The organism is Serratia sp. CY43202 (genome assembly GCF_052168755.1).
In the GTDB taxonomy this organism is placed as follows: domain Bacteria; phylum Pseudomonadota; class Gammaproteobacteria; order Enterobacterales; family Enterobacteriaceae; genus Serratia; species Serratia bockelmannii.
In genome coordinates, this window is the sequence record NZ_JBJNMB010000001.1 from 1 (window position 1) to 18,715 (window position 18,715).

At 59.0% G+C, this 18,715-nt stretch carries 21 protein-coding genes; 14 read left to right on the top strand and 7 right to left on the bottom strand.

Annotated features, from left to right (window positions below; translation table 11 throughout):
- The 3 genes from ACJ8J5_RS00005 to rpiB all read right to left on the bottom strand — a co-directional run.
- Nucleotides 1-119, bottom strand: a 119-nt coding sequence (locus ACJ8J5_RS00005; protein ID WP_154648380.1) for a hypothetical protein, incomplete at its 3' end; no start/stop codon positions are given.
- 18 nt (nucleotides 120-137) lie between these two features.
- Entirely contained in the window at nucleotides 138-1,088 is a 951-nt protein-coding gene (gene tal / locus ACJ8J5_RS00010; RefSeq protein ID WP_016926754.1) for a transaldolase, read from the bottom strand.
- A gap of 193 nt (nucleotides 1,089-1,281) precedes the next feature.
- Nucleotides 1,282-1,740, bottom strand: a complete 459-nt coding sequence (gene rpiB, locus ACJ8J5_RS00015) for a ribose 5-phosphate isomerase B (RefSeq protein ID WP_025303812.1) — start codon at nucleotides 1,738-1,740, stop codon at nucleotides 1,282-1,284.
- Between the two features lie 317 nt (nucleotides 1,741-2,057).
- Here rpiB and ACJ8J5_RS00020 point away from each other — a divergent pair, with 317 nt between their 5' ends.
- The 6 genes from ACJ8J5_RS00020 to ACJ8J5_RS00045 all read left to right on the top strand — a co-directional run bounded on the left by ACJ8J5_RS00020 (nucleotide 2,058) and on the right by ACJ8J5_RS00045 (nucleotide 8,060).
- Nucleotides 2,058-3,170 (top strand): MDR/zinc-dependent alcohol dehydrogenase-like family protein, encoded by a 1,113-nt coding sequence (locus ACJ8J5_RS00020; RefSeq protein ID WP_334273825.1) that lies wholly within the window; start codon nucleotides 2,058-2,060, stop codon nucleotides 3,168-3,170.
- 66 nt (nucleotides 3,171-3,236) lie between these two features.
- Complete coding sequence (locus ACJ8J5_RS00025) at nucleotides 3,237-4,505, top strand: MFS transporter (protein ID WP_025303810.1); 1,269 nt, start codon at nucleotides 3,237-3,239, stop codon at nucleotides 4,503-4,505.
- 35 nt (nucleotides 4,506-4,540) lie between these two features.
- Nucleotides 4,541-5,311: an SDR family oxidoreductase gene (locus tag ACJ8J5_RS00030; protein WP_025303809.1), complete on the top strand. Its 771-nt coding sequence runs from the start codon at nucleotides 4,541-4,543 to the stop codon at nucleotides 5,309-5,311.
- A gap of 29 nt (nucleotides 5,312-5,340) precedes the next feature.
- A complete protein-coding gene (locus ACJ8J5_RS00035) occupies nucleotides 5,341-6,342 on the top strand; it encodes a dihydroxyacetone kinase subunit DhaK (protein WP_015378693.1) in 1,002 nt (333 codons plus the stop codon).
- A 3-nt stretch (nucleotides 6,343-6,345) separates the two neighbouring features.
- Nucleotides 6,346-7,002 carry a dihydroxyacetone kinase subunit DhaL gene (dhaL, locus tag ACJ8J5_RS00040; protein WP_025303808.1) on the top strand — a complete coding sequence of 219 codons (657 nt, stop codon included), beginning with the start codon at nucleotides 6,346-6,348 and terminating at the stop codon, nucleotides 7,000-7,002.
- A 95-nt stretch (nucleotides 7,003-7,097) separates the two neighbouring features.
- The gene (locus ACJ8J5_RS00045; protein WP_025303807.1) at nucleotides 7,098-8,060 is read left to right on the top strand and encodes a sugar-binding transcriptional regulator; all 963 of its coding nucleotides are present in this window, start codon (nucleotides 7,098-7,100) and stop codon (nucleotides 8,058-8,060) included.
- Between the two features lie 66 nt (nucleotides 8,061-8,126).
- Here the strand turns inward: ACJ8J5_RS00045 and ACJ8J5_RS00050 are convergent, their stop codons facing one another.
- A complete protein-coding gene (locus ACJ8J5_RS00050) occupies nucleotides 8,127-8,720 on the bottom strand; it encodes a lytic polysaccharide monooxygenase (RefSeq protein WP_004936574.1) in 594 nt (197 codons plus the stop codon).
- 404 nt (nucleotides 8,721-9,124) lie between these two features.
- Here ACJ8J5_RS00050 and ACJ8J5_RS00055 point away from each other — a divergent pair, with 404 nt between their 5' ends.
- Nucleotides 9,125-10,066 (top strand): LysR family transcriptional regulator, encoded by a 942-nt coding sequence (locus tag ACJ8J5_RS00055; protein ID WP_025303805.1) that lies wholly within the window; start codon nucleotides 9,125-9,127, stop codon nucleotides 10,064-10,066.
- A gap of 84 nt (nucleotides 10,067-10,150) precedes the next feature.
- Here the strand turns inward: ACJ8J5_RS00055 and ACJ8J5_RS00060 are convergent, their stop codons facing one another.
- Nucleotides 10,151-11,650, bottom strand: a complete 1,500-nt coding sequence (locus tag ACJ8J5_RS00060; protein WP_025303804.1) for a glycosyl hydrolase family 18 protein — start codon at nucleotides 11,648-11,650, stop codon at nucleotides 10,151-10,153.
- A 292-nt stretch (nucleotides 11,651-11,942) separates the two neighbouring features.
- Here ACJ8J5_RS00060 and ACJ8J5_RS00065 point away from each other — a divergent pair, with 292 nt between their 5' ends.
- The 7 genes from ACJ8J5_RS00065 to ACJ8J5_RS00095 all read left to right on the top strand — a co-directional run bounded on the left by ACJ8J5_RS00065 (nucleotide 11,943) and on the right by ACJ8J5_RS00095 (nucleotide 16,357).
- Nucleotides 11,943-12,269 (top strand): phage holin, lambda family, encoded by a 327-nt coding sequence (locus ACJ8J5_RS00065; protein ID WP_004936551.1) that lies wholly within the window; start codon nucleotides 11,943-11,945, stop codon nucleotides 12,267-12,269.
- Nucleotides 12,259-12,660 (top strand): M15 family metallopeptidase, encoded by a 402-nt coding sequence (locus tag ACJ8J5_RS00070; RefSeq protein ID WP_025303803.1) that lies wholly within the window; start codon nucleotides 12,259-12,261, stop codon nucleotides 12,658-12,660. Before ACJ8J5_RS00065 ends, ACJ8J5_RS00070 begins: the two co-directional genes overlap by 11 nt.
- Nucleotides 12,657-13,037, top strand: a complete 381-nt coding sequence (locus tag ACJ8J5_RS00075) for a DUF2570 family protein (RefSeq protein WP_043140376.1) — start codon at nucleotides 12,657-12,659, stop codon at nucleotides 13,035-13,037. The genes ACJ8J5_RS00070 and ACJ8J5_RS00075 overlap by 4 nt, the downstream gene beginning before the upstream one ends.
- The gene (gene lysC / locus ACJ8J5_RS00080) at nucleotides 13,018-13,191 is read left to right on the top strand and encodes an Rz1-like lysis system protein LysC (RefSeq protein WP_049205380.1); all 174 of its coding nucleotides are present in this window, start codon (nucleotides 13,018-13,020) and stop codon (nucleotides 13,189-13,191) included. Before ACJ8J5_RS00075 ends, lysC begins: the two co-directional genes overlap by 20 nt.
- A gap of 214 nt (nucleotides 13,192-13,405) precedes the next feature.
- Nucleotides 13,406-15,685 carry an NADP-dependent oxaloacetate-decarboxylating malate dehydrogenase gene (gene maeB, locus ACJ8J5_RS00085; RefSeq protein WP_016926766.1) on the top strand — a complete coding sequence of 760 codons (2,280 nt, stop codon included), beginning with the start codon at nucleotides 13,406-13,408 and terminating at the stop codon, nucleotides 15,683-15,685.
- A gap of 109 nt (nucleotides 15,686-15,794) precedes the next feature.
- Entirely contained in the window at nucleotides 15,795-16,004 is a 210-nt protein-coding gene (locus tag ACJ8J5_RS00090) for a type II toxin-antitoxin system Phd/YefM family antitoxin (RefSeq protein ID WP_004936539.1), read from the top strand.
- Nucleotides 16,001-16,357 carry a type II toxin-antitoxin system death-on-curing family toxin gene (locus ACJ8J5_RS00095; protein ID WP_025303801.1) on the top strand — a complete coding sequence of 119 codons (357 nt, stop codon included), beginning with the start codon at nucleotides 16,001-16,003 and terminating at the stop codon, nucleotides 16,355-16,357. The genes ACJ8J5_RS00090 and ACJ8J5_RS00095 overlap by 4 nt, the downstream gene beginning before the upstream one ends.
- A gap of 9 nt (nucleotides 16,358-16,366) precedes the next feature.
- Here ACJ8J5_RS00095 and mmuM read toward each other — a convergent pair whose 3' ends face one another.
- Nucleotides 16,367-17,305, bottom strand: a complete 939-nt coding sequence (gene mmuM, locus ACJ8J5_RS00100) for a homocysteine S-methyltransferase (protein ID WP_414105031.1) — start codon at nucleotides 17,303-17,305, stop codon at nucleotides 16,367-16,369.
- Nucleotides 17,295-18,704, bottom strand: a complete 1,410-nt coding sequence (gene mmuP, locus ACJ8J5_RS00105; protein WP_047730133.1) for an S-methylmethionine permease — start codon at nucleotides 18,702-18,704, stop codon at nucleotides 17,295-17,297. Before mmuP ends, mmuM begins: the two co-directional genes overlap by 11 nt.
- Between the last annotated feature and the right edge of the window lie 11 nt (nucleotides 18,705-18,715).

Here is an 18,715-nt window from a genome sequence, read left to right on the forward strand (position 1 = left end):
AGGACTTCGGCGATGTCCGCCATGCCCATAGGGGCCCCCGGGTGGCCGGAATTTGCTTTTTGTACGGCGTCCATGCTGAGTGCGCGGATGGCGTTGGCAAGCTCTTTACGAGAAGACATAACGAAACTCCAGTGCGGTTACAGTTGAGCGGCCAACATGTCTTCCAGCTTCTGCTGGTCGACGGCGAACAGGCGGATGCCTTCGGCGAGTTTTTCTACCGCCATGGCGTCCTGATTGTGCAGCCAGCGGAATTCCGCTTCGGCCAGCGGAGCGGGTTGGTGGAAGCCCTCGGTCGACGGGGTCAGCTTGCGCTCGACCGGCTGTTCGCTGTTTTTCAGCTGCTCCAGCAGGTTCGGCGCGATGGTCAGGCGATCGCAGCCGGCCAGCGCCAGGATCTGCTCAACTTTGCGGAAGCTGGCGCCCATGATCACCGTCTGGTAACGATGACGCTTGTAGTATTCATAGATGGTGCGCACCGATTTCACGCCCGGATCCTGATCGGCGTCGTAGTCGGCGGCAGGCTGTTTAGCCTGGTACCAGTCATAGATGCGGCCGACGAACGGCGAGATCAGATACACGCCGGCTTCGGCGCAGGCGCGGGCCTGAGCGAAGGAGAACAACAGCGTCAGGTTGGTGTTGATGCCTTCTTTTTCCAGCTCTTCGGCGGCTTTGATGCCTTCCCAGGTGGAAGCCAGCTTGATCAGGATGCGCGATTTGTCGATGCCCTGTTCCTGATACATGCCGATCAGTTTGCGCGCTTTGGCGACGCACATGCCGCGGTCGAACGACAGCCGGGCGTCCACTTCGGTGGAGATGCGGCCCGGCACGCTTTTGAGGATCTCGACGCCGATGTTGACCGCCAGTTTATCGCTGGCGTTGATCAGCTGGGTTTCCTTGCTGCCGCCCTGGCGGCGGGCATACTCCAGCGCTTCGGTGATCAGCGCTTTGTACTGCGGCAGCGCGGCGGCTTTCAGGATCAGCGAAGGGTTGGTGGTGGCGTCCTGGGGTTCGAACTGGCGGATGGATTCGATATCGCCGCTGTCGGCGACCACCGTGGTCAGCTGCTTGAGTGCGTCTAATTGATTCATTGATAAGCTCCTTGAACAAGCTCAACGTAGGGAAATGAGAACCTTTTTCATCATAGGGGGAACACACTGCATCATCGGATCGAGAATGAAAATGCGCTTTTTCTGATTGTTGCGATGGATAATAACAATGAATGACGAATAAACCCAGGCGGAGCGCGGCTTGCGCGCGACCGCCATCGAGACTGCAGGCGATTTAACGCCGACCGACCGCGTTTTCGTAATAGCCGATCCGCTCGACTTTCGGCGCCGATCCTCCCCCTTCAAACTCCGATTCCAGCCAGGCATCGACGATGGTTTTCGCCAGTTCTGCGCCGATGACCCGCGCGCCCAGCGTGATGATCTGCGCATCATTGCTTTTGCGCGCCCGTTGGGCGGAGTAGGTATCGTGACATTGCGCCGCGCGAATGCCGGGCACTTTATTGGCCACGATGCTCATACCGATGCCGGTGCCGCACAGCAGGATGCCCCGCCGATGTTTTTCCTCCCGTATCGCCTGTGCGACGCGATAGGCGATATCGGGATAGATCCCCGTTTCTGCGGTGCGATCCGTCGTGTAGTCAATGACGGGAATGTCCCGTTGTTGCAGGTGGGCGACGATCAGATCCTTCAGTTCAATGGCGGCATCGTCGGCGCCGATGGCGATAGGCAGCATAGCGGTCTCCTGATTGGTAACGAAAAGGGCGGCGATCCTCGATGGCGCCACGTTCATTACCGTATCTCTGTTTAATCAAATGTTCAATCTGTGTTCTTTTGTTTTTCGTCGTGTTTTCTGTTTGCGCCTGTAAAAGGTGACTTTCGTCACTAAAAAAGAGGTTTTAATCGTTATTCATCCTCATGTAGACGGGTTTTTGAGCGTTATCACACTTTGATAAGTTCACTGTGGGCAAATTGAACGCGTGGCGTTAGTGTTCATTTGTTCTTTACGTGTGTTAATGATCAAAATAAGTTCCCCTACCAGAGGAGAGTGCTATGTGTCAGACCTGCATGACAGAGGCGAAAATGGCGGCCGGTATCCCCGAGATCATGAAGGCGGTTGTGGCGTACGCCCCGAAAGATTACCGCCTGGAACAGGTGCCGGTACCGAAGATTGGCCTGAAAGAGATCCTGGTGAAGATCGAGGCCTGCGGCATCTGCGCCGGCGATGTTAAAGCGTTCGAAGGGGCGCCCAGCTTCTGGGGCGATGAAAAACAACCGGCATACATCAAGGCGCCGATGATCCCCGGGCATGAATTTATCGGCCACGTGGTGGGATACGGCGAAGGCGTCGAGGGCTTCAATCTCGGCGATCGCGTGATATCAGAACAAATCGTTCCCTGCTGGCAATGCCGCTTCTGCAACCGCGGTCAGTATTGGATGTGCGAAAAGCATGACCTGTACGGTTTCCAGAAAAACGTCAATGGCGGCATGGCCGAGTACATGAAGTTCACCAAAGAGGCGATTAACTATCACGTGCCGGCCGACTTGCCGATCGAAAAAGCCATTCTGATCGAACCCTATGCTTGCTCCTTCCATGCGGTGCAACGCGCCAATATCAAACTGGGCGATGTCGTGGTGCTGGCCGGCGCCGGCACCCTGGGGCTGGGCATGATCGGGGCGATCAAAAAGTCCGGGCCCTCGAAGCTGGTGGTGCTGGATCTGTCCGACGAGCGTCTGGCGCTGGCGAAGCGCTTCGGCGCGGATGTGACGCTGAACCCGACCCGTGACGACGTGCCCGCGGCGGTTAAAGCGATGACCGACGGCTACGGCTGCGACATCTACATAGAGGCGACCGGCGCCCAAAAGTCCGTGGAACAGGGCCTGACGTTGATCCGCAAACTCGGCACCTTCGTCGAATTTTCCGTGTTCAAGGATCCGGTGACCGTCGACTGGAGCATCATCAGCGACCGCAAGGAGCTGGACGTGCTCGGTTCGCACCTCGGCCCTTACTGCTACCCGCTGGTGATCGAAGGCATCGCCAATGGCGATCTGCCGACCGAAGGCGTGGTGACGCATACGCTGCCGCTGGAACAGTTCGCCGAGGGCTTCGAGCTGATGAAGCGCGGCATCGGTTCAATCAAAGTGGTGCTTAATCCAAACCTCTGAAACCTGCATCGTTCTTCGGGTGCGGGCGAGCCTGCGCCTCCATAATCACATGTGCTGGGGTGTTCTATGTTGCATGGACTGATTCATCGCATTGGTCTGTCACCGAAACTGCTGCTGGGCTATGCCGGCGTGTTGGTGTTCATGATGGGCGAAGGGCTGGAACAAGGATGGCTGTCGCCTTATTTGATTGGCAAAGGGCTGAGCATTCAGGAATCGGCGCTGCTGTTCAGCGTTTATGGCTTTGCGGCCGCGATCGCCGCCTGGTTTTCCGGCGTGCTGGCGGAAATCTTTACCGCCCGGCGGGTGATGTTGGCCGGCCTGCTGCTGTTCTTGTTCGGTTCGGTGTGCTTTTTGACGTTTGGCCTGCCGAGCAACAACCTGGCGATCATGGTGCCGACCTATGCGCTGCGCGGCTTGGGCTATCCGCTATTTGCCTACGGTTTTCTGGTGTGGGTGGCGTATGAGGCGCCGCCGGAAAGGCTGGGGTCGGCGGTGGGGATTTTCTGGTTCGTCTACAGCGGCGGGCTCAGCGTGCTGGGCGTGCTGTATTCCAGCATCATGCTGCCTTATCTCGGCGAGATCCACACGCTGTGGAGCGCGCTGATTTTCGTCGTGCTGGGCGCGGTGATTGCGCTGATGCTCAATCGCGACGACGGCGCGGCACAGAGCGGCAACCGGGAAAAAGCGTCGCTGGGTTACGTCTTGAAAGGCATCACCATCGCGTTTGAAAACCCGAAGATCGGCCTGGGCGGCATCGTGCGCACCATTAATACCTCTGCGGCTTACGGCTTCGTCGTATTCATGCCCATGTACATGATGGATATGGGGTTCACCCGTACGCATTGGCTGCAGATGTACGCCGCGCTGTGGACGGTCAACATCATTTTCAACCTGATTTTCGGCGTGATCAGCGACGGTCTCGGCTGGCGCAATGTGGTGATGTGGTTCGGCTGCGTCGGCTGCGCCTTGACCACGCTGATGTTCTACTACGTGCCGCAATTCTTTGGCGCCAACTACCTGCTGACCGTTTGTGCCGCCGGTTTGTTCGGCGCCTGCCTGGCGGCGTTCGTGCCGCTGTCGGCCATCATGCCGTCGCTGGCGCCGGACAATAAGGGCGCGGCGATGTCGATTCTCAATCTGGGCGCCGGCCTGAGCACCTTTGTCGGCCCGGCGGTGGTGGGGCTGTTTATCGGCAGTCTCGGCACCGTTGGCGTGATCTGGATCTTTACCGGCTTGTACCTGTTCAGCGGCGTGCTGATGAAATTTGTCACGCTGCCGAAGGAAAGCGCGACGGCGTCGGAAGAACGCGGCGCGAGTTTGGCGAAAATATCCTGACCGAGGGTGAAGTTCACAGTTTTAAGGGGAAATATATGATTAATCATCAAACTACGGCGCCGCGCGAGCTCTCGCTGCAGGGCAAGGTGGCGCTGATTACCGGCGGCGCTGCGGGGATCGGCCTCGCTATCGCCGAACGCTATCTGCAAAACGGCGCGTGCGTGGCGCTGCTCGATCGGGCGCCACAGGTTGCGGAAGTGGCGCGACAGCTGGACGCCGAGGCGGCGTTGGGCGTCGTGGCCGACGTCACCGATGCCGCGTCGGTGGAGCGGGCGGTGGCGCAGATTGAGGCGCATTTCGGGCGGCTGGACGTGCTGGTCAACAGCGCCGGCATCGTCGCGCTGCATCCTGCTGAGGAACTGCCGGAAACGGCGTGGGATGCAACCCTGGCGGTCAATCTGAAAGGCGTGTTTCTTACCTGCCAGGCGGTAGGGCGCCGTTTCATTAGTCAGCGCGGCGGCAGCATCATCAATCTCGCCTCGCAGGCGGGGGTGGTGGCATTGCCGAATCACCTGGCCTATTGCGCCAGCAAAGCGGGCGTGATCGGGTTGACTCAGGTGCTGGCGCTGGAGTGGGGGCCGCACAACGTGCGGGTCAACGCCATTTCACCCACCGTCGTTTTGACGGAGCTGGGCCGTAAGGCCTGGTCTGGCGAGGTAGCTGAGCAGATGAAGCAGAAAATCCCGCTGCGGCGCTTTGCTGAGCCGCAAGATATCGCCGCCAGCGCCCTGTTTTTGGCCGGCGACGCGGCGGCGATGATCACCGGCGCCAACCTGGTGGTCGACGGCGGTTACACCATTCAATAATTTCTTATTCAGGCGACAGAGAGGCCGCGATGAACAGAATCATTAACGATCCCGATCACGTAGTGGAAGACGCCATTCAGGGCTATAGGCTGGCCCACCCAGACTATTACGCCGCCACCGACAATGCGCGGGTGTTGAAATATCCGCCGGCGCCGATCGCCGGCAAAGTCGGCATCGTCACCGGCGGCGGTTCCGGCCATGAGCCGGCGTTCCTGGGCTATGTCGGCAAAAACATGCTGGATGCCGTCGCGATTGGCGAGATTTTTTCATCCCCTACGGCGGGGGCTTTTCTCGACGCTTTCAAGGCGGCGGACAGCGGTGCGGGCGTCGCTTGCCTGTACGGCAACTACGCCGGCGACAACATGAACGTCAAGATGGCGATCAAGAAGGCCACGGCGGCCGGCATACGGGTGAAAACCGTGGTGGCCAACGATGACGTCGCCTCGGCGCCGGCCAGTGAGATCGATAAACGGCGCGGCGTGGCCGGCGAAATTCTGATGTGGAAGGTCGGCGCGGCGGCGGCGGCCAAGGGATACGATCTGGACGGCGTGATCGGCGCGGCGCAAAAAGCCATCGACCGGTGTCGTTCGATCGGCGTCGGCCTCAGTTCCTGCACCATTCCCGCGGTCGGCAAACCCAATTTTCATATCGAAGACGGCAAGATGGAGATCGGCATTGGCCATCACGGCGAACCGGGCATTGAGGTGTCGCCGATCCAGTCGGCGTCGGCGATGGCCGGCACCATGCTCGATTTCGTGCTCAACGACATGCCGCTGGAACAGGGGCAGGAGGTGGCGTTGCTGATCTCCGGGCTTGGCGCCACGCCGGTGATGGAGCTGTATATCTATTATGCCGAAATAGAGCGCCGATTGACGGCGAAAGGCGTGCGGGTGCATCGGCGCTACGTCGGCAATTACTTCACGTCGCTGGAAATGATGGGCGTGACGCTGACGCTGATGACGCTGGATGACGAACTGAAAACGCTGCTGGACATGCCGGCGCAATCTTTAGGCTTAACCCAGGTGGAGTGAATCATGACGGAACAAATTTCAACCCGGTACGGCAGTGAGATCGTTACGGGGCTGATAGACACCATTGTCAGCAACCGCGAATACCTGAGCGAAATAGACGGCGCCATCGGCGACGGTGACCACGGCATTAACATGTCGAAGGGATTCGCGATGTGCGGCGATGCCATTCGCGGCCGCACGCTCACGCTGGCGCAGGCGTTCGATGCGGTTTCCGATGCGCTGATGGAGGGCATCGGCGGTTCGATGGGGCCGTTGTACGGCAGCCTGTTCATGGGCATGGCGGAGAGCGTGCGCGAGCGCAGCGTGCTGGATAAGCAGGCATTTTTGGCGATGTTGCACGGCGGATTGCGCGAACTGCAGGACATCAGCAGCGCGGGCGTGGGGGACAAGTGTCTGATGGATACGCTGATACCGGCGGTAGCGGCGTTTGAGCAGGCGGCGGGGCGCGGTGACGACTTCGCCGCTGCGCTGGAACAGATGAGGAGCGCCGCGGCGCGCGGGCGCGATTCCACGCGCGAGCTGGTGGCGAAAATCGGCCGCGCCAGCCGTCTGGGCGAGCGTTCGCGCGGCGTATTGGATGCCGGCGCGGTATCTTGCTGTCTGCTCTTGACCCGATTGGCGGACGAGGTGGAGCAACGACTGAATACCGTTGCCGCCTGATCGCGTTATACTAGCGGGCATTCAGCATTGTCGGAGGGGCGTGTATCGTCCCTCCGCCATGATTAACCGGCCTGCCGTGGGGAAACGTCTAACGGATGGAAAAACAAACTGTGTCCCAGGATAACGAACTGCTGACCGAAATCGCCGTTGCTTATTATCAGGATGAGATCACGCAGGAAGAGATCGCCAAAAAATTCGGCATTTCACGGATCAAAGTCGGTCGTTTGCTCAAGCGCGCCAAGGAAGAAGGCATCGTCGAGATCAACGTGCGTTATCACCCGGTATTCAGCACCCGGCTGGAACAGCAGATGATGGAACGTTTTCCCATCAGCCGCGCGCTGATCGCGCTCGACCATCAGGACGAAGAGGAACAGCGTCGGCAAGTGGCGGCGCTGGTGTCCAACTATCTGGCGATGTCGCTGAAAGACGATATGGTGTTGGCGGTTGGCCAGGGACGCAACGTGGCGGCGATTGCCGATCACGTCGGCAACGTGACGGAGCGCAACTGCAAGTTCATCTGCGGCATCGGCGGTACTCACCGTCCGGGCGATGCGATCAATGCCGACCATATCAGCCGGCGCTTGGCGAAGAAGTTCGGCGGCAGCAGCGAGACGCTTTACGCGCCGGCCTACGTCGAAAATCGCGCGCTGAAAGACGCCTTCATGCAGAACGGCACGATTAAGGAAACCCTGGATCGCGCGCGTAAGGCCGATGTGGCGTTAGTCGGCATTGGCGACATGAATGAAAACAGCTATATGGTGAAATTGGGATGGTTCACGCCGCACGAGATTATCGACGCCAGCCTTAATCAGGGCGTGATCGGCGACATCGCCGGCTATGACTTTTTCAATGCCCAGGGGCAGCATGTCGACACGGTAATGAATGACAGAGTGATCGGGCTAAGCATCGATGAGCTGCGCAAAATCCCTTGTGTGATCGCCATTGCTTCCGAGAATACCAAGGCGTTGGCGATTTTGGGCGCTTTGCGTACCGGTGCCATCGACATTATCGCCACCAGCGCGCTCAATGTGCGCACTATCCTCAACATGTCGCAATAGCGGCACCTGCAAAAATAAAGGGTTCAGCGCCAGGCTGAACCCTCAACGATCTCCTCATTTGACCGATTATTTGCTCAGGTTGACGTCGATCGCCTGATAGAAGGCGTTGGCGGTGTCGGCTATGTCCCACACGGCAAGGATCACGTGCGAACCGCTGCGATCTGCCGGTATGTTGCACTGGTGGGTGACCTGCGCGGCAGGGATGGCACCGCCGTCGTTGAACTGGCAGAACGGCGTCAGGTCAAAGGAAGCGCGGGTCAGCGGCTGCGAAGCGTCCCAGTTCGGCTTGGTGATGAAATAGCGCCAGCTGGTGGTGCTGTGACGTGCGGTCAGCTTCCAGGTAAAGGAGTTCGGGCCGGTTTTCAGGTTGAGCTTGTTCCAGCGCGTCGGCGTTTGCTGATCCAGTTCGAAGAAGGTGGACTTGTCGGCGCTGGCGATGTGGCCGTCAGCCGGACCGGCCTGCGGGAAGCCTTTCAGGCCTTCGACGCTCTGCGGTTCGTACTGCACGCTGCCGCACTGCGTGTTGAGCTGCAGTTTGCACTGGTAGGCGCGGCTGGCTGGCGACTCGACATAACCGTGAGCATTCGCCTGTTGCGAAACGCCGAACATGGCCGCGCTCAGCAGGCCCAGAGAGAGCAGGGTACGGGAAGTTTTGTTCATAAGTCACTCCTGACTGAAATAATGTTGTAAGTTGAGCGTATTTCACCGACAAAATGAGAGAGTAATAACGCAATTGGAAATACCCCTTCTTGTCGGCTTGTTTTATTTTTATCATTCTGGTCATGCGATAGAGCGGAATGTTTTAACGGCTATTAACGAAAATTATTATGATGACGATCTTTGATCGTTAGGCTGAATTTATTTAACTGTCGCTGTGTAAAAGTAGGGCGCTATGATGAATTTTATATCAGGTCGTGATGAATAGTATTTAAGATAGCGCTCTCATTTATGAAGTATATTGCTTGTTGCTATGAGTACCCTTGTTCGATTTGATCGATTTTTGTGCGCCACCACCTTGGGAATTTAGTGTCATTTTTCTTATTTTATTTTAAAGAGGAATTTGTATGACTAGATTATCCCTGGACGCGATTAAAATAATCAGCACCATCAAGAGCACCGGATCTTTCTCTATGGCGGCGGAGGCACTGCATAAAACGCCTTCGGCGATTTCTTATCGGGTTTCCAATATTGAAAGCAAACTCTGCGTGAAACTTTTTCATCGCAATGGCCCCATGATTACCCTGACGGATGAAGGGGAGTTTCTCCTGCAGGAGGGCAGCTGGATATTAAATGCGGTGCAGGATCTGGAAAGCCGGGTGCGCAACATCCCCAAGCTGGACAATAATATCCGCTTGGCGGTAGACACCTTCTTCCCGTTGGAAACCCTGACGCAGGATATCCGCGACTATATTCAGCATTGCCCGAACGCCAGTATCTCGGTGCAGCGGGAAGCGTTGAACGGTACCTGGGATGCGCTGAAGAACAACCGGGCGGATCTGATCATCGCCATCGGCCAAATTCCCGACAGCGTACAGGCCAAAACCCTGATGCTCGGCAAGCTCAACTTTGTGCTATGCGTGTCGCCTTCGCACCCGTTTGCGGCGCAGAGAAAACCGGTGTGCAAGAAACAGCGGTTGAACGACATCGTGGTGGTGATCGCCGACAGCAGCCACGAGCTGCCCAAGCGCAATCACGGCACGCTGCCCTTGCAGCGTCAGTTGGTAGTATGCGACGTGGAAAGCAACCTGGCGCTGCTCAAACGCGGCATCGGCCACGCTTTTCTGCCGCCTGCTTTGATCGAAAAGGAATTGGCCAGCGGCGAACTGGTGACGGTGCCGGTGGAAATGCAAAAGGGCGACGAAATGATTTGGCTGGCGTGGCACCCGGCCAGCAAGGGCGCCGGGTTTAACTGGTGGCATGAGCGGCTGACGCGCAAAAGCGATGTCTACAGCCTGATGGGCCGCGAAGTGGTACGGGATGGCGGCTATCCGTGGTGCCACAACTGATGGAATAGACACGAAGGGACGCGAAAATCAAACGGTTAACTCAATGAAAACCCCGCAGCATTCGGCTACGGGGTTTTTTACGGCTTACGCCACGCGGCCCACCTTCAGCCAGGCGCTGTCTGAGCCCGGCGCCGAGGTGATGTAACCCCACTTGGTCTGCCAGACGTAACCCTGATAGGACACCAGTGCACCCTGCGCGTAAGTGGTGCCCGGCACGTAGGCCGGCGCGGTCATGATCGGCAGGTTACCGGGGCCGACGCCGGTGTAGCGCAGCCCGGTGCCCATATCTAGCTGGCTGTCGTCGTAGTCCGCGGCGTTGAAATAGCGATCCAGTGCGGCCAGCAGATCGCCGTTGCGGTTGTCTTGCCCCAGATGCCAGAACATCACGCCGCCCAGCTGCTGCTGCTTGATGTATTTCGCTTTGTATTTGAAGCTCTCGGCATCGTCATAGGTGACGAACAGCCCTTTCTGCGCATGATACAGGTAAGGGGTTTTGGTCTTGTCGTTCCACAGCCGCTGATAGCCGTAGTTGCCCAGCAGCATCTGCTCCAGCTGGCGATAGGAAGCGATACGCGGATCCTTGTCGCGTACGCACTCTTCGCAACCCACCAGCCAGTAATCGGTATTCGGATACGGATCTTCACCCGGCGTGCTATGGCTGCTGTACTGGCCGCCGTTGCTGCCGCTGACGCCCTTGAAGGCGCGGCCGTAGAAGGGGACGCCCATCACGATTTTGGCGCTCGGCACGCCTTCCATCATCAGGTGTTGCTGCACCGCAGCGTCGACCGTCAGGCTGAACGGGCTGGGGAAGGCGCGGGTCAGCTCTTCCCAGCTCCAGCCCAGATTGGCTTCGCGCAGCGCGTTGTAGAAGGTCGGCCCGGCCGCGTCGCCGAACAGCGCCGCCTGGTGGTTGGTTACCTTCTCCCAAGGGCCGGCCAGATCGTAGGTCATCAGGTTAATGTAATCGAGCGGCGCGACGATCTGCGCCAGCTTGCTGTAATAGCGCGACAGGAAGAAAGCGCCGCCGGCGCCGGCGATGGTCAATTGATACGGCAGCGCCTGGCGGCCGTCGGTGACGGTTTGCTGGTTCAGCAGGGTGCGGATCTCCTGCAGCGCGGCGATGAAACCGTCTACTTCCGCCGCCTGCGGATACTCCCAGTCGATGTCCACGCCGTCGAAGCCGTAATCCTTCATGATGCGCACGCAGGATTGGGCAAACTTGGTGCGCGACGCCGGGGTCTTCACCGCGTTGACGTAGTTGGCGTGCGATACGCCCAAATCGTTGGAGTAGTACCAGCCGCCGATGGAGAACATGATGCGCAGGCTGGGGTTGTGCGCTTTGAGCGCGGTCAGACGATTGACCACATCGCGCGCCTTGGCGTCGTTGGTGGCCGGATCCCAGGCGCATTCCAGATTGCTGTTGATATCCAGGAACGAGAAGTTGATGTGCGTCAGCTGTTTGGCTTTGGCCGGCGTGATGTTGGAAACCGGGAACGGCACGACAGACGTATCGGTCTCGGTGTAATTATTGATTTGGTTGGTCGGAATAAAATAATACCCAATAACCGCTTTACGTGTGGACATGGCATTTCTCCAGAGTGGATGTTTTTCGATGGGGAAATATTTCCCGTTGCCATTAATGTTTATTTTTCGCGGAAATAACAGTCGAAATAAATCACAATGACAATGAATTTTTATTCACTGCTGCACAAATTGGCGCTGATGAGTTGTGCCAGCGCTCAGCATGAATGAATTCGACCATAGGGGCTGTATTTATTCATTTGCTTTGTAATAGCATCCTTAATTAGATTCTGAATATCCGATGTCCCACCGGCCGTGATTGGCATTTAATTAAAAATAAAAAAGGAGATGAGCTATGTCCAGCATAGAGCCTGACGCTGTTGGCTTAATAGTCCAGCGAGTATGTGAATATCTTCAGCCGGTATTGAACGCCATTCTGGCCGGCGTGATGGCGCTATTGCACGGTGCCTATCGCAACGTGGGTATTCGGCGCCGTTTATTGAATGCGGCGATGTGCGCGTTATTGGCCTGGACGGTGCGCGATGCGCTGGCGTTGATGGGCCTGGAATTAAAGTGGGCGAATTTGGCCAGCGTACTGATTGGTTTTATGGGGGCGGATTACATCAACGCCTTAATTAAAAAATTCATCGGCAAAAAGACGGGGTTTAAAAATGTTAAATGACATCGAAGAGATTCGCTTTACTGCCCGCAGCGAAGAAAACCTGCGCGGCGTGCACCCGGATCTGGTGCGCGTTATTCGTCTGGCGCTGCGTTATTCCCTGGTGCCGTTTTCCGTCAGCGAGGGGCTGCGCAGTATGGCGCGCCAGCGGGAAATGGTGCGCGCCGGCAGCAGCCAAACGCTGCGCAGCCGCCATCTGACCGGTCACGCGGTGGATGTGGTGGCGATGCCGGCGGGTGTGGTCTCCTGGGAGTGGGATTACTACGCGCAGATTGCGGTGGCGGTGCGGCGCGCGGCGCGTGAATGCGGCATCATCGTCGAATGGGGCGGCGAATGGAAAACCCTCAAGGATGGTCCGCACTTCCAGCTGACGTTCCGGGACTACCCGGCATGAGCGGTTGGCTGCAAAAACTGATGCAGGGCGGGTTGCTGCTGCTGTTGCTGGCGGCTATCTGCCTCGGCGGCTACAGCTCGCTGCTGTCGCACCAGTTGGCGTCTGTGCGCCAGCAGGCGGAGGAACTGCAAAAAAGCCTGGCGCAGCAGGCGGGGCTGATCGCCACCCTGCAGACTCAGGATGCGCAAAACCGTGCGCTGATGGCGGCGCAGCAGCGGCAGGAACAGCAGCTACGCCAACAACACGAGGCTTATCAGAGGAAATACCGTGAAGCGATTAAAAACGATCCCTGCGCCGCTCAGCCTCTGCCTGGCGCTGTGTTTGAGCTCCTGCGCCCGGCCGCCGGCGCCGCAGGCCGTGCCGCTGTTGCCCCCTGAATCGGTATTCGCTCCCTGTGAGCAGCCGCAGTTGCAGGGGAAGACCTGGGGCGATGCGGTAAGCTATGCCCTGGCGTTACAAACCTCGTTACACATTTGCGCCGGCCAGGTGGATACGCTCAACGCCTGGCGCGCCATGCTGCCGCCGCGCTGACGGCGGCGTTTCTTTGCTCGTCCCGCAGACCTTCTTTTTTTACTTTTAAAACGGAATTTCGACCAAGGTTATGGCGCGCTTCAAAGTTTGTGATGTTTCTCTCACTATACTTCAAGGCTGTGCCCTGTCATTGTACTTGGGCGCCATGGCCCACGGCAGGGCGCAGCCTCAAAGCCTTACCTCAACATAAAAGCAAAAAACAAAGGAATCCATAATGGACGAACAGCTCAAACAGAGTGCCCTTGATTTCCATCAGTTTCCTGTCCCAGGGAAGATCCAGGTTTCCCCTACCAAACCGTTGGCGACCCAGCGCGATCTGGCGCTGGCCTATTCGCCGGGCGTCGCCGCGCCTTGCCTCGAGATCGCCGAAGATCCGCTGGCGGCCTACAAATACACCGCGCGCGGCAACCTGGTGGCGGTGATTTCCAACGGCACGGCGGTACTGGGTCTGGGCAATATCGGCGCGTTGGCCGGTAAGCCGGTGATGGAAGGCAAGGGCGTTTTGTTCAAGAAGTTTTCCGGTATCGACGTATTTGATATCGAAGTGGATGAGCATAACCCTGACAAATTAATCGACATTATTGCCGCGCTGGAACCGACCTTCGGCGGTATCAACCTGGAAGACATCAAGGCGCCGGAGTGTTTCTACATCGAACAGAAACTGCGTGAGCGCATGAAGATCCCGGTGTTCCACGACGACCAGCACGGCACGGCGATCATCACCACTGCGGCGGTGCTCAACGGCCTGCGCGTGGTGAAGAAGAACATCTCCGACGTACGGCTGGTGGTGTCCGGCGCCGGTGCGGCCTCTATCGCCTGTCTGAACCTGCTGGTGGCGCTGGGGCTGCGTCAACAGAACATCACCGTCTGCGATTCCAAAGGCGTCATCTATAAAGGCCGCGACGCCAACATGGAGCAGACCAAAGCCGCCTATGCCATCGAGGATAACGGTCAGCGCACGCTGGGCGACGCCATCCCGAACGCCGACATCTTCCTCGGCTGCTCCGGCCCGGGCGTCCTGACGCAGGATATGGTGAAAACCATGGCGCGCGATCCGCTGATCATGGCGCTGGCCAACCCGGAACCGGAAATTCTGCCGCCGCTGGCCAAAGCGGTGCGCCCGGACGCCATCATCTGTACCGGCCGTTCCGACTACCCGAACCAGGTGAACAACGTCCTGTGCTTCCCGTTCATTTTCCGCGGCGCGCTGGACGTGGGCGCCACCACTATCAACGAAGAGATGAAACTGGCCTGCGTGCATGCCATCGCCGATCTGGCGCTGGCGGAGCAGAGCGACGTGGTGGCTTCCGCCTATGATGACCAGGATCTCTCCTTCGGCCCGGAATACATCATTCCGAAACCGTTCGATCCGCGCCTGATCGTCAAGATCGCGCCGGCGGTGGCCAAGGCGGCGATGGATTCCGGCGTGGCGACGCGCCCGATCGAAGACTTCGACGCCTACGTCGAGAAGCTGGCGGAGTTCGTCTACAAAACCAACCTGTTCATGAAGCCGATCTTCTCGCAGGCGCGCAAAGAGGTGAAGCGGGTGGTGCTGGCGGAAGGCGAGGAAGAGCGCGTGCTGCACGCCACGCAAGAGCTGGTGTCGCAGGGGCTGGCTTTCCCGATCCTGGTCGGCCGCCCGAGCGTGATCGAGATGCGCCTGAAAAAGCTGGGTCTGCAGCTGACGCCGGGTAAAGATTTCGAAGTGGTGAACAACGAGTCGGACCCGCGCTTCAACGAATACTGGGGCGAGTACTACCAGATCATGAAACGCCGCGGCGTTTCGCAGGAACAGGCGCGCCGCGCGGTGATCGGCAACCCGACGCTGATCGCCGCCATCATGCTGCACCGCGGCGAAGCGGATGCGATGATCTGCGGCACCATCGGCAGCTACCACGAGCATTACGACGTGGTGAAGAACGTGTTCGGCTTCCGTGAAGGCGCGCACGTCGCCGGCGCGATGAACGCGCTGCTGCTGCCGAGCGGCAACACTTTCATCGCCGACACCTACGTCAACGACGATCCAACGCCGGAACAGCTGGCGGAGATCACCCTGATGGCGGCGGAAACCGTGCGCCGCTTCGGCATCGAACCTAAGGTGGCGCTGCTGTCTCACTCCAGCTTCGGTTCGTCTGATTGCCCGGCGGCGCGCAAGATGCGTAAAACGTTGGAGCTGGTGAATGAGCTGGCGCCGGAGCTGGAGATCGACGGCGAAATGCACGGCGACGCCGCGCTGGTGGAAAGCATCCGTCACGATTTGATGCCGGACAGCCCGCTGAAAGGCTCAGCCAACCTGCTGATCATGCCGAACATGGAAGCGGCGCGCATCAGCTACAACCTGCTGCGCGTCTCCTGCTCGGAAGGGGTGACCGTCGGGCCGGTGCTGATGGGGGTCGCCAAGCCGGTGCACATCCTGACGCCGATCGCCTCGGTGCGCCGCATCGTCAACATGGTGGCGCTGGCGGTAGTGGAAGCCCAGACCGAACCACTGTAAGCCCGGGTTGAGTAACTGGCCCCCTGCGCTGTTGGCGCCGGGGGCTTTTTTATTTCCAGTGGACGTGGTACAAATAATCGTCAAATATGTACATGTACAGGTAAAGAAAATGACTACGATTAGCTACACGGCGGCGAGAAACAATTTGGCCGAGGTGCTTTTGGAAGCGCAAAAACAGCCGGTGGAAGTGACGCGCCGCGGACACGATGAGGTTTACATCATCAGTAAGGCCGACTATGAGGTTTTGGTCAAAGCCAAAGTGAAAGCGCGCATTCAGGCTAAACACGCGGATACGATTAAGGCGCTGGCGAATAGATGATCTTTTTGACCGCAGAGGATATTGCGGAGTTCAATGCTGAAATTGTGCCTCACGGCCGCCAGGAAGGCAGCAAAGTTGAGGCTGTAGCCAACCGCGTGCTCAATGCTTACCACTACGAGAACGTCACAGACGTTTACCGCTTGGCCGCGCTCTATCTCATCGCCATCAGCCACGGTCACATTTTTCTTGATGGCAACAAACGTACGGCCTTCCAAAGCATGGCGCTATTTCTCGGTATTAATGGCATTGCACTGCGGGAAGACGCAGAACTGGTCGAAATTACGGTTGAAGCAGCTCAAGGCCGCCTCAACGTTGAACAAGCCGCTGAACACTTACGCCGGCTAACCGAATAACCCCCCTGCTCATTTCTTACAGCGCGCGGCGATGGCGCGAATATCCTGCGGCGTAGTGCGACAACAGCCGCCGATCAATTGTGCGCCGAGCGTGCTCCACTCCGTCGCCTGATCCGCCAGGCTGCCGTGCTCGCCGCCGCAGGCGTGCCAGGTTTTGCTCACCGCATCGTAGTGCTCGCCGGAGTTGGGGGAGACCAGCAGCGGTTTGTCGGCCAGCGCGCTCAACTGACGCAGCGCCGGAGCGACCTTGTCCAGCGCGATGCAGTTGATGCCGATCGCCAACACCTGCGGGTTGCCGCGCAGCGCGGACAGGACCTCCGTCAGCGGCGTGCCGTCGCTGAGATGTTGGCTGTCGCGCAGGGTGAAGGCAAACCAGGCGCCGAGCGTCGGGAACTCCTGCAGCAGCGTCAGCAGCGCCTGCAGTTCGGTGAACGACGGCAGCGTTTCGCAGGCCAGCAGATCGACGCCGGCGGCGGCCAGGGCTGCGAGGCGCGGCCGGTGGAAGGCAATCATGTCATCCTGCGCCAGCCGGTAGTCGCCGCGGTATTCCGAGCCGTCGGCCAGATAGGCGCCGTAAGGGCCCACCGAACCGGCGATCAGCAGCGGCGCCGCCTGCGGGTGCGCGGCCAGATAATCGCGGCGCGCGCGTTGCGCCAGCTGCACGCTTTTGGCGATCAACGCCAGCGATTGCTCCTGATCCAGGCCGCGGCGCAAGAAGCCCTGCGGCGTGGCCTGATAGCTGGCGGTGATGGCGCAGTGGGCGCCGGCGTTGAAATAATCGAGATGCACCTGATAGATAAGCTCGGGATTTTCAATCAGCACCTTGGCCGACCACAGCGGATCGGTCAGATCGCAGCCGCGCGCTTCCAGTTCGGTAGCCAGCGCACCGTCCAGGATCAGCGTGGGGTGTTCGGCCAGCAGGCGGGCGACGGGATTATTAACCGACATGTTGTTCTCCCAAAGCGGTTTTTTGCCCGGCGCGCCGGGTCAGGAAATAGGTGAGGTAGCACAAGGCGACGAACGGCAGCCCGCAGTAGAGCGCAATGCGCTGTTCCGGATCGAACGCCAGCCCGATGCAGGCCAGCAGGCATAGTGCGAAGCCGAGGATCGGTGTCAATGGGTAGCCGGGCGCACGGTATTTCAGGCCGCTTATCGGCTGGCCGCTGCGCAGGTAGGCGCGGCGGAAAGCAAAGTGGGCAGCGCAGATGCTCAGCCACACCGCCACCACCGCAAAACCGGAGATCGCCGACAGGGCGACAAACACCGTGTCTGGCGCGATCACGCTGGTCAGCAGCGCCAGCACGCCGCCGAGCATGCTGAAGGTCAGGGCGTTGATCGGAATGCCGCGCGCATTGACGCGCGCAAAGTAGGCCGGCAGGGTGCGCTGGTGGGCCAGCGACCACAGCATGCGCCCTGAAGCGTACAGGCCGGAGTTGGCCGCCGAGAGGATGGCGGTCAGGATCACGAAGTTGAAGATATCGGCGGCGTAAGGCACGCCGATGCGTTCAAACACCAGCACGAACGGGCTTTTGACGATCCCCGCCTGATCCATCGGGATCAACGCCGCCAGCACGAAGACCGTGCCGATAAAGAACAGCATCAGGCGGATCACCGTGGTACGGATCGCCAGCGGTACGACTTTTTCCGGGTTCTCGGTTTCACCGGCGGCAATGCCGATCAGCTCCGTGCCGGAGAAAGCGAAGTTCACCGCCACCATGGTCATCAGGATCGGCAGCGTGCCGTGCGGCAGCCAGCCGGAAGCGGTCAGGTTATGCAGGAACGGCGCCGGCGTGCCGTCTTTCATCGGCAGAAGACCGAACATGGCGGCACCGCCCAGTATGATGAACGCCAGAATGGTCACCACTTTGATCAGCGAAAACCAGAATTCGCTTTCGGCGAAAAAGCGGGTGGTCACCACGTTAAGCAGGAAAATGGCCGCGCAGAAGATCAGGCACCACAGCCACACCGGCGACTGCGGGAACCAGTACTGCATGCAGAATCCGGCGGCGGTGAGGCTGGAGCCGAGCGCCACCGTCCAGGTGAGCCAATATAGCCAGGCGACGGCATAGCCGGTGGCCGGCCCCAGATAGCGTGAAGCATAGACGTGAAAGGCGCCGGTTTCCGGCATCGCCACCGACAGTTCGCCCAGGCACAGCATCACCAGATACACCACCAGCGCGCCGATCAGGTAGGCCAGCAGCGTGCCGAGCGCGCCGGTGGTGGAGATGATGTAGCCGGTGTTGAAAAACAGCCCGGTGCCGATCACGCCGCCCAGCGACAGCATCACCAGGTGCCGGGCCTTCATGCTGCGTTTGAACTGTCCTGCGGCGGGTGCCGATGGTTGCATAATAATCTATC

Excerpts from the sequence above, each read along its gene's own strand:
- tal (WP_016926754.1), bottom strand. The coding sequence starts at position 1,088 with ATGAATCAATTAGACGCACTCAAGCAGCTGACCACGGTGGTCGCCGAC.
- mmuM (WP_414105031.1), bottom strand. The coding sequence starts at position 17,305 with ATGTCGGTTAATAATCCCGTCGCCCGCCTGCTGGCCGAACACCCCACG.
- ACJ8J5_RS00050 (WP_004936574.1), bottom strand. The coding sequence starts at position 8,720 with ATGAACAAAACTTCCCGTACCCTGCTCTCTCTGGGCCTGCTGAGCGCG.
- ACJ8J5_RS00020 (WP_334273825.1), top strand. The coding sequence starts at position 2,058 with ATGTGTCAGACCTGCATGACAGAGGCGAAAATGGCGGCCGGTATCCCC.
- rpiB (WP_025303812.1), bottom strand. The coding sequence starts at position 1,740 with ATGCTGCCTATCGCCATCGGCGCCGACGATGCCGCCATTGAACTGAAG.
- ACJ8J5_RS00075 (WP_043140376.1), top strand. The coding sequence starts at position 12,657 with ATGAGCGGTTGGCTGCAAAAACTGATGCAGGGCGGGTTGCTGCTGCTG.
- ACJ8J5_RS00030 (WP_025303809.1), top strand. The coding sequence starts at position 4,541 with ATGATTAATCATCAAACTACGGCGCCGCGCGAGCTCTCGCTGCAGGGC.
- ACJ8J5_RS00055 (WP_025303805.1), top strand. The coding sequence starts at position 9,125 with ATGACTAGATTATCCCTGGACGCGATTAAAATAATCAGCACCATCAAG.
- maeB (WP_016926766.1), top strand. The coding sequence starts at position 13,406 with ATGGACGAACAGCTCAAACAGAGTGCCCTTGATTTCCATCAGTTTCCT.
- ACJ8J5_RS00035 (WP_015378693.1), top strand. The coding sequence starts at position 5,341 with ATGAACAGAATCATTAACGATCCCGATCACGTAGTGGAAGACGCCATT.
- ACJ8J5_RS00065 (WP_004936551.1), top strand. The coding sequence starts at position 11,943 with ATGTCCAGCATAGAGCCTGACGCTGTTGGCTTAATAGTCCAGCGAGTA.
- mmuP (WP_047730133.1), bottom strand. The coding sequence starts at position 18,704 with ATGCAACCATCGGCACCCGCCGCAGGACAGTTCAAACGCAGCATGAAG.
- ACJ8J5_RS00095 (WP_025303801.1), top strand. The coding sequence starts at position 16,001 with ATGATCTTTTTGACCGCAGAGGATATTGCGGAGTTCAATGCTGAAATT.
- dhaL (WP_025303808.1), top strand. The coding sequence starts at position 6,346 with ATGACGGAACAAATTTCAACCCGGTACGGCAGTGAGATCGTTACGGGG.
- ACJ8J5_RS00045 (WP_025303807.1), top strand. The coding sequence starts at position 7,098 with ATGGAAAAACAAACTGTGTCCCAGGATAACGAACTGCTGACCGAAATC.
- ACJ8J5_RS00025 (WP_025303810.1), top strand. The coding sequence starts at position 3,237 with ATGTTGCATGGACTGATTCATCGCATTGGTCTGTCACCGAAACTGCTG.
- ACJ8J5_RS00060 (WP_025303804.1), bottom strand. The coding sequence starts at position 11,650 with ATGTCCACACGTAAAGCGGTTATTGGGTATTATTTTATTCCGACCAAC.
- ACJ8J5_RS00090 (WP_004936539.1), top strand. The coding sequence starts at position 15,795 with ATGACTACGATTAGCTACACGGCGGCGAGAAACAATTTGGCCGAGGTG.
- ACJ8J5_RS00070 (WP_025303803.1), top strand. The coding sequence starts at position 12,259 with ATGTTAAATGACATCGAAGAGATTCGCTTTACTGCCCGCAGCGAAGAA.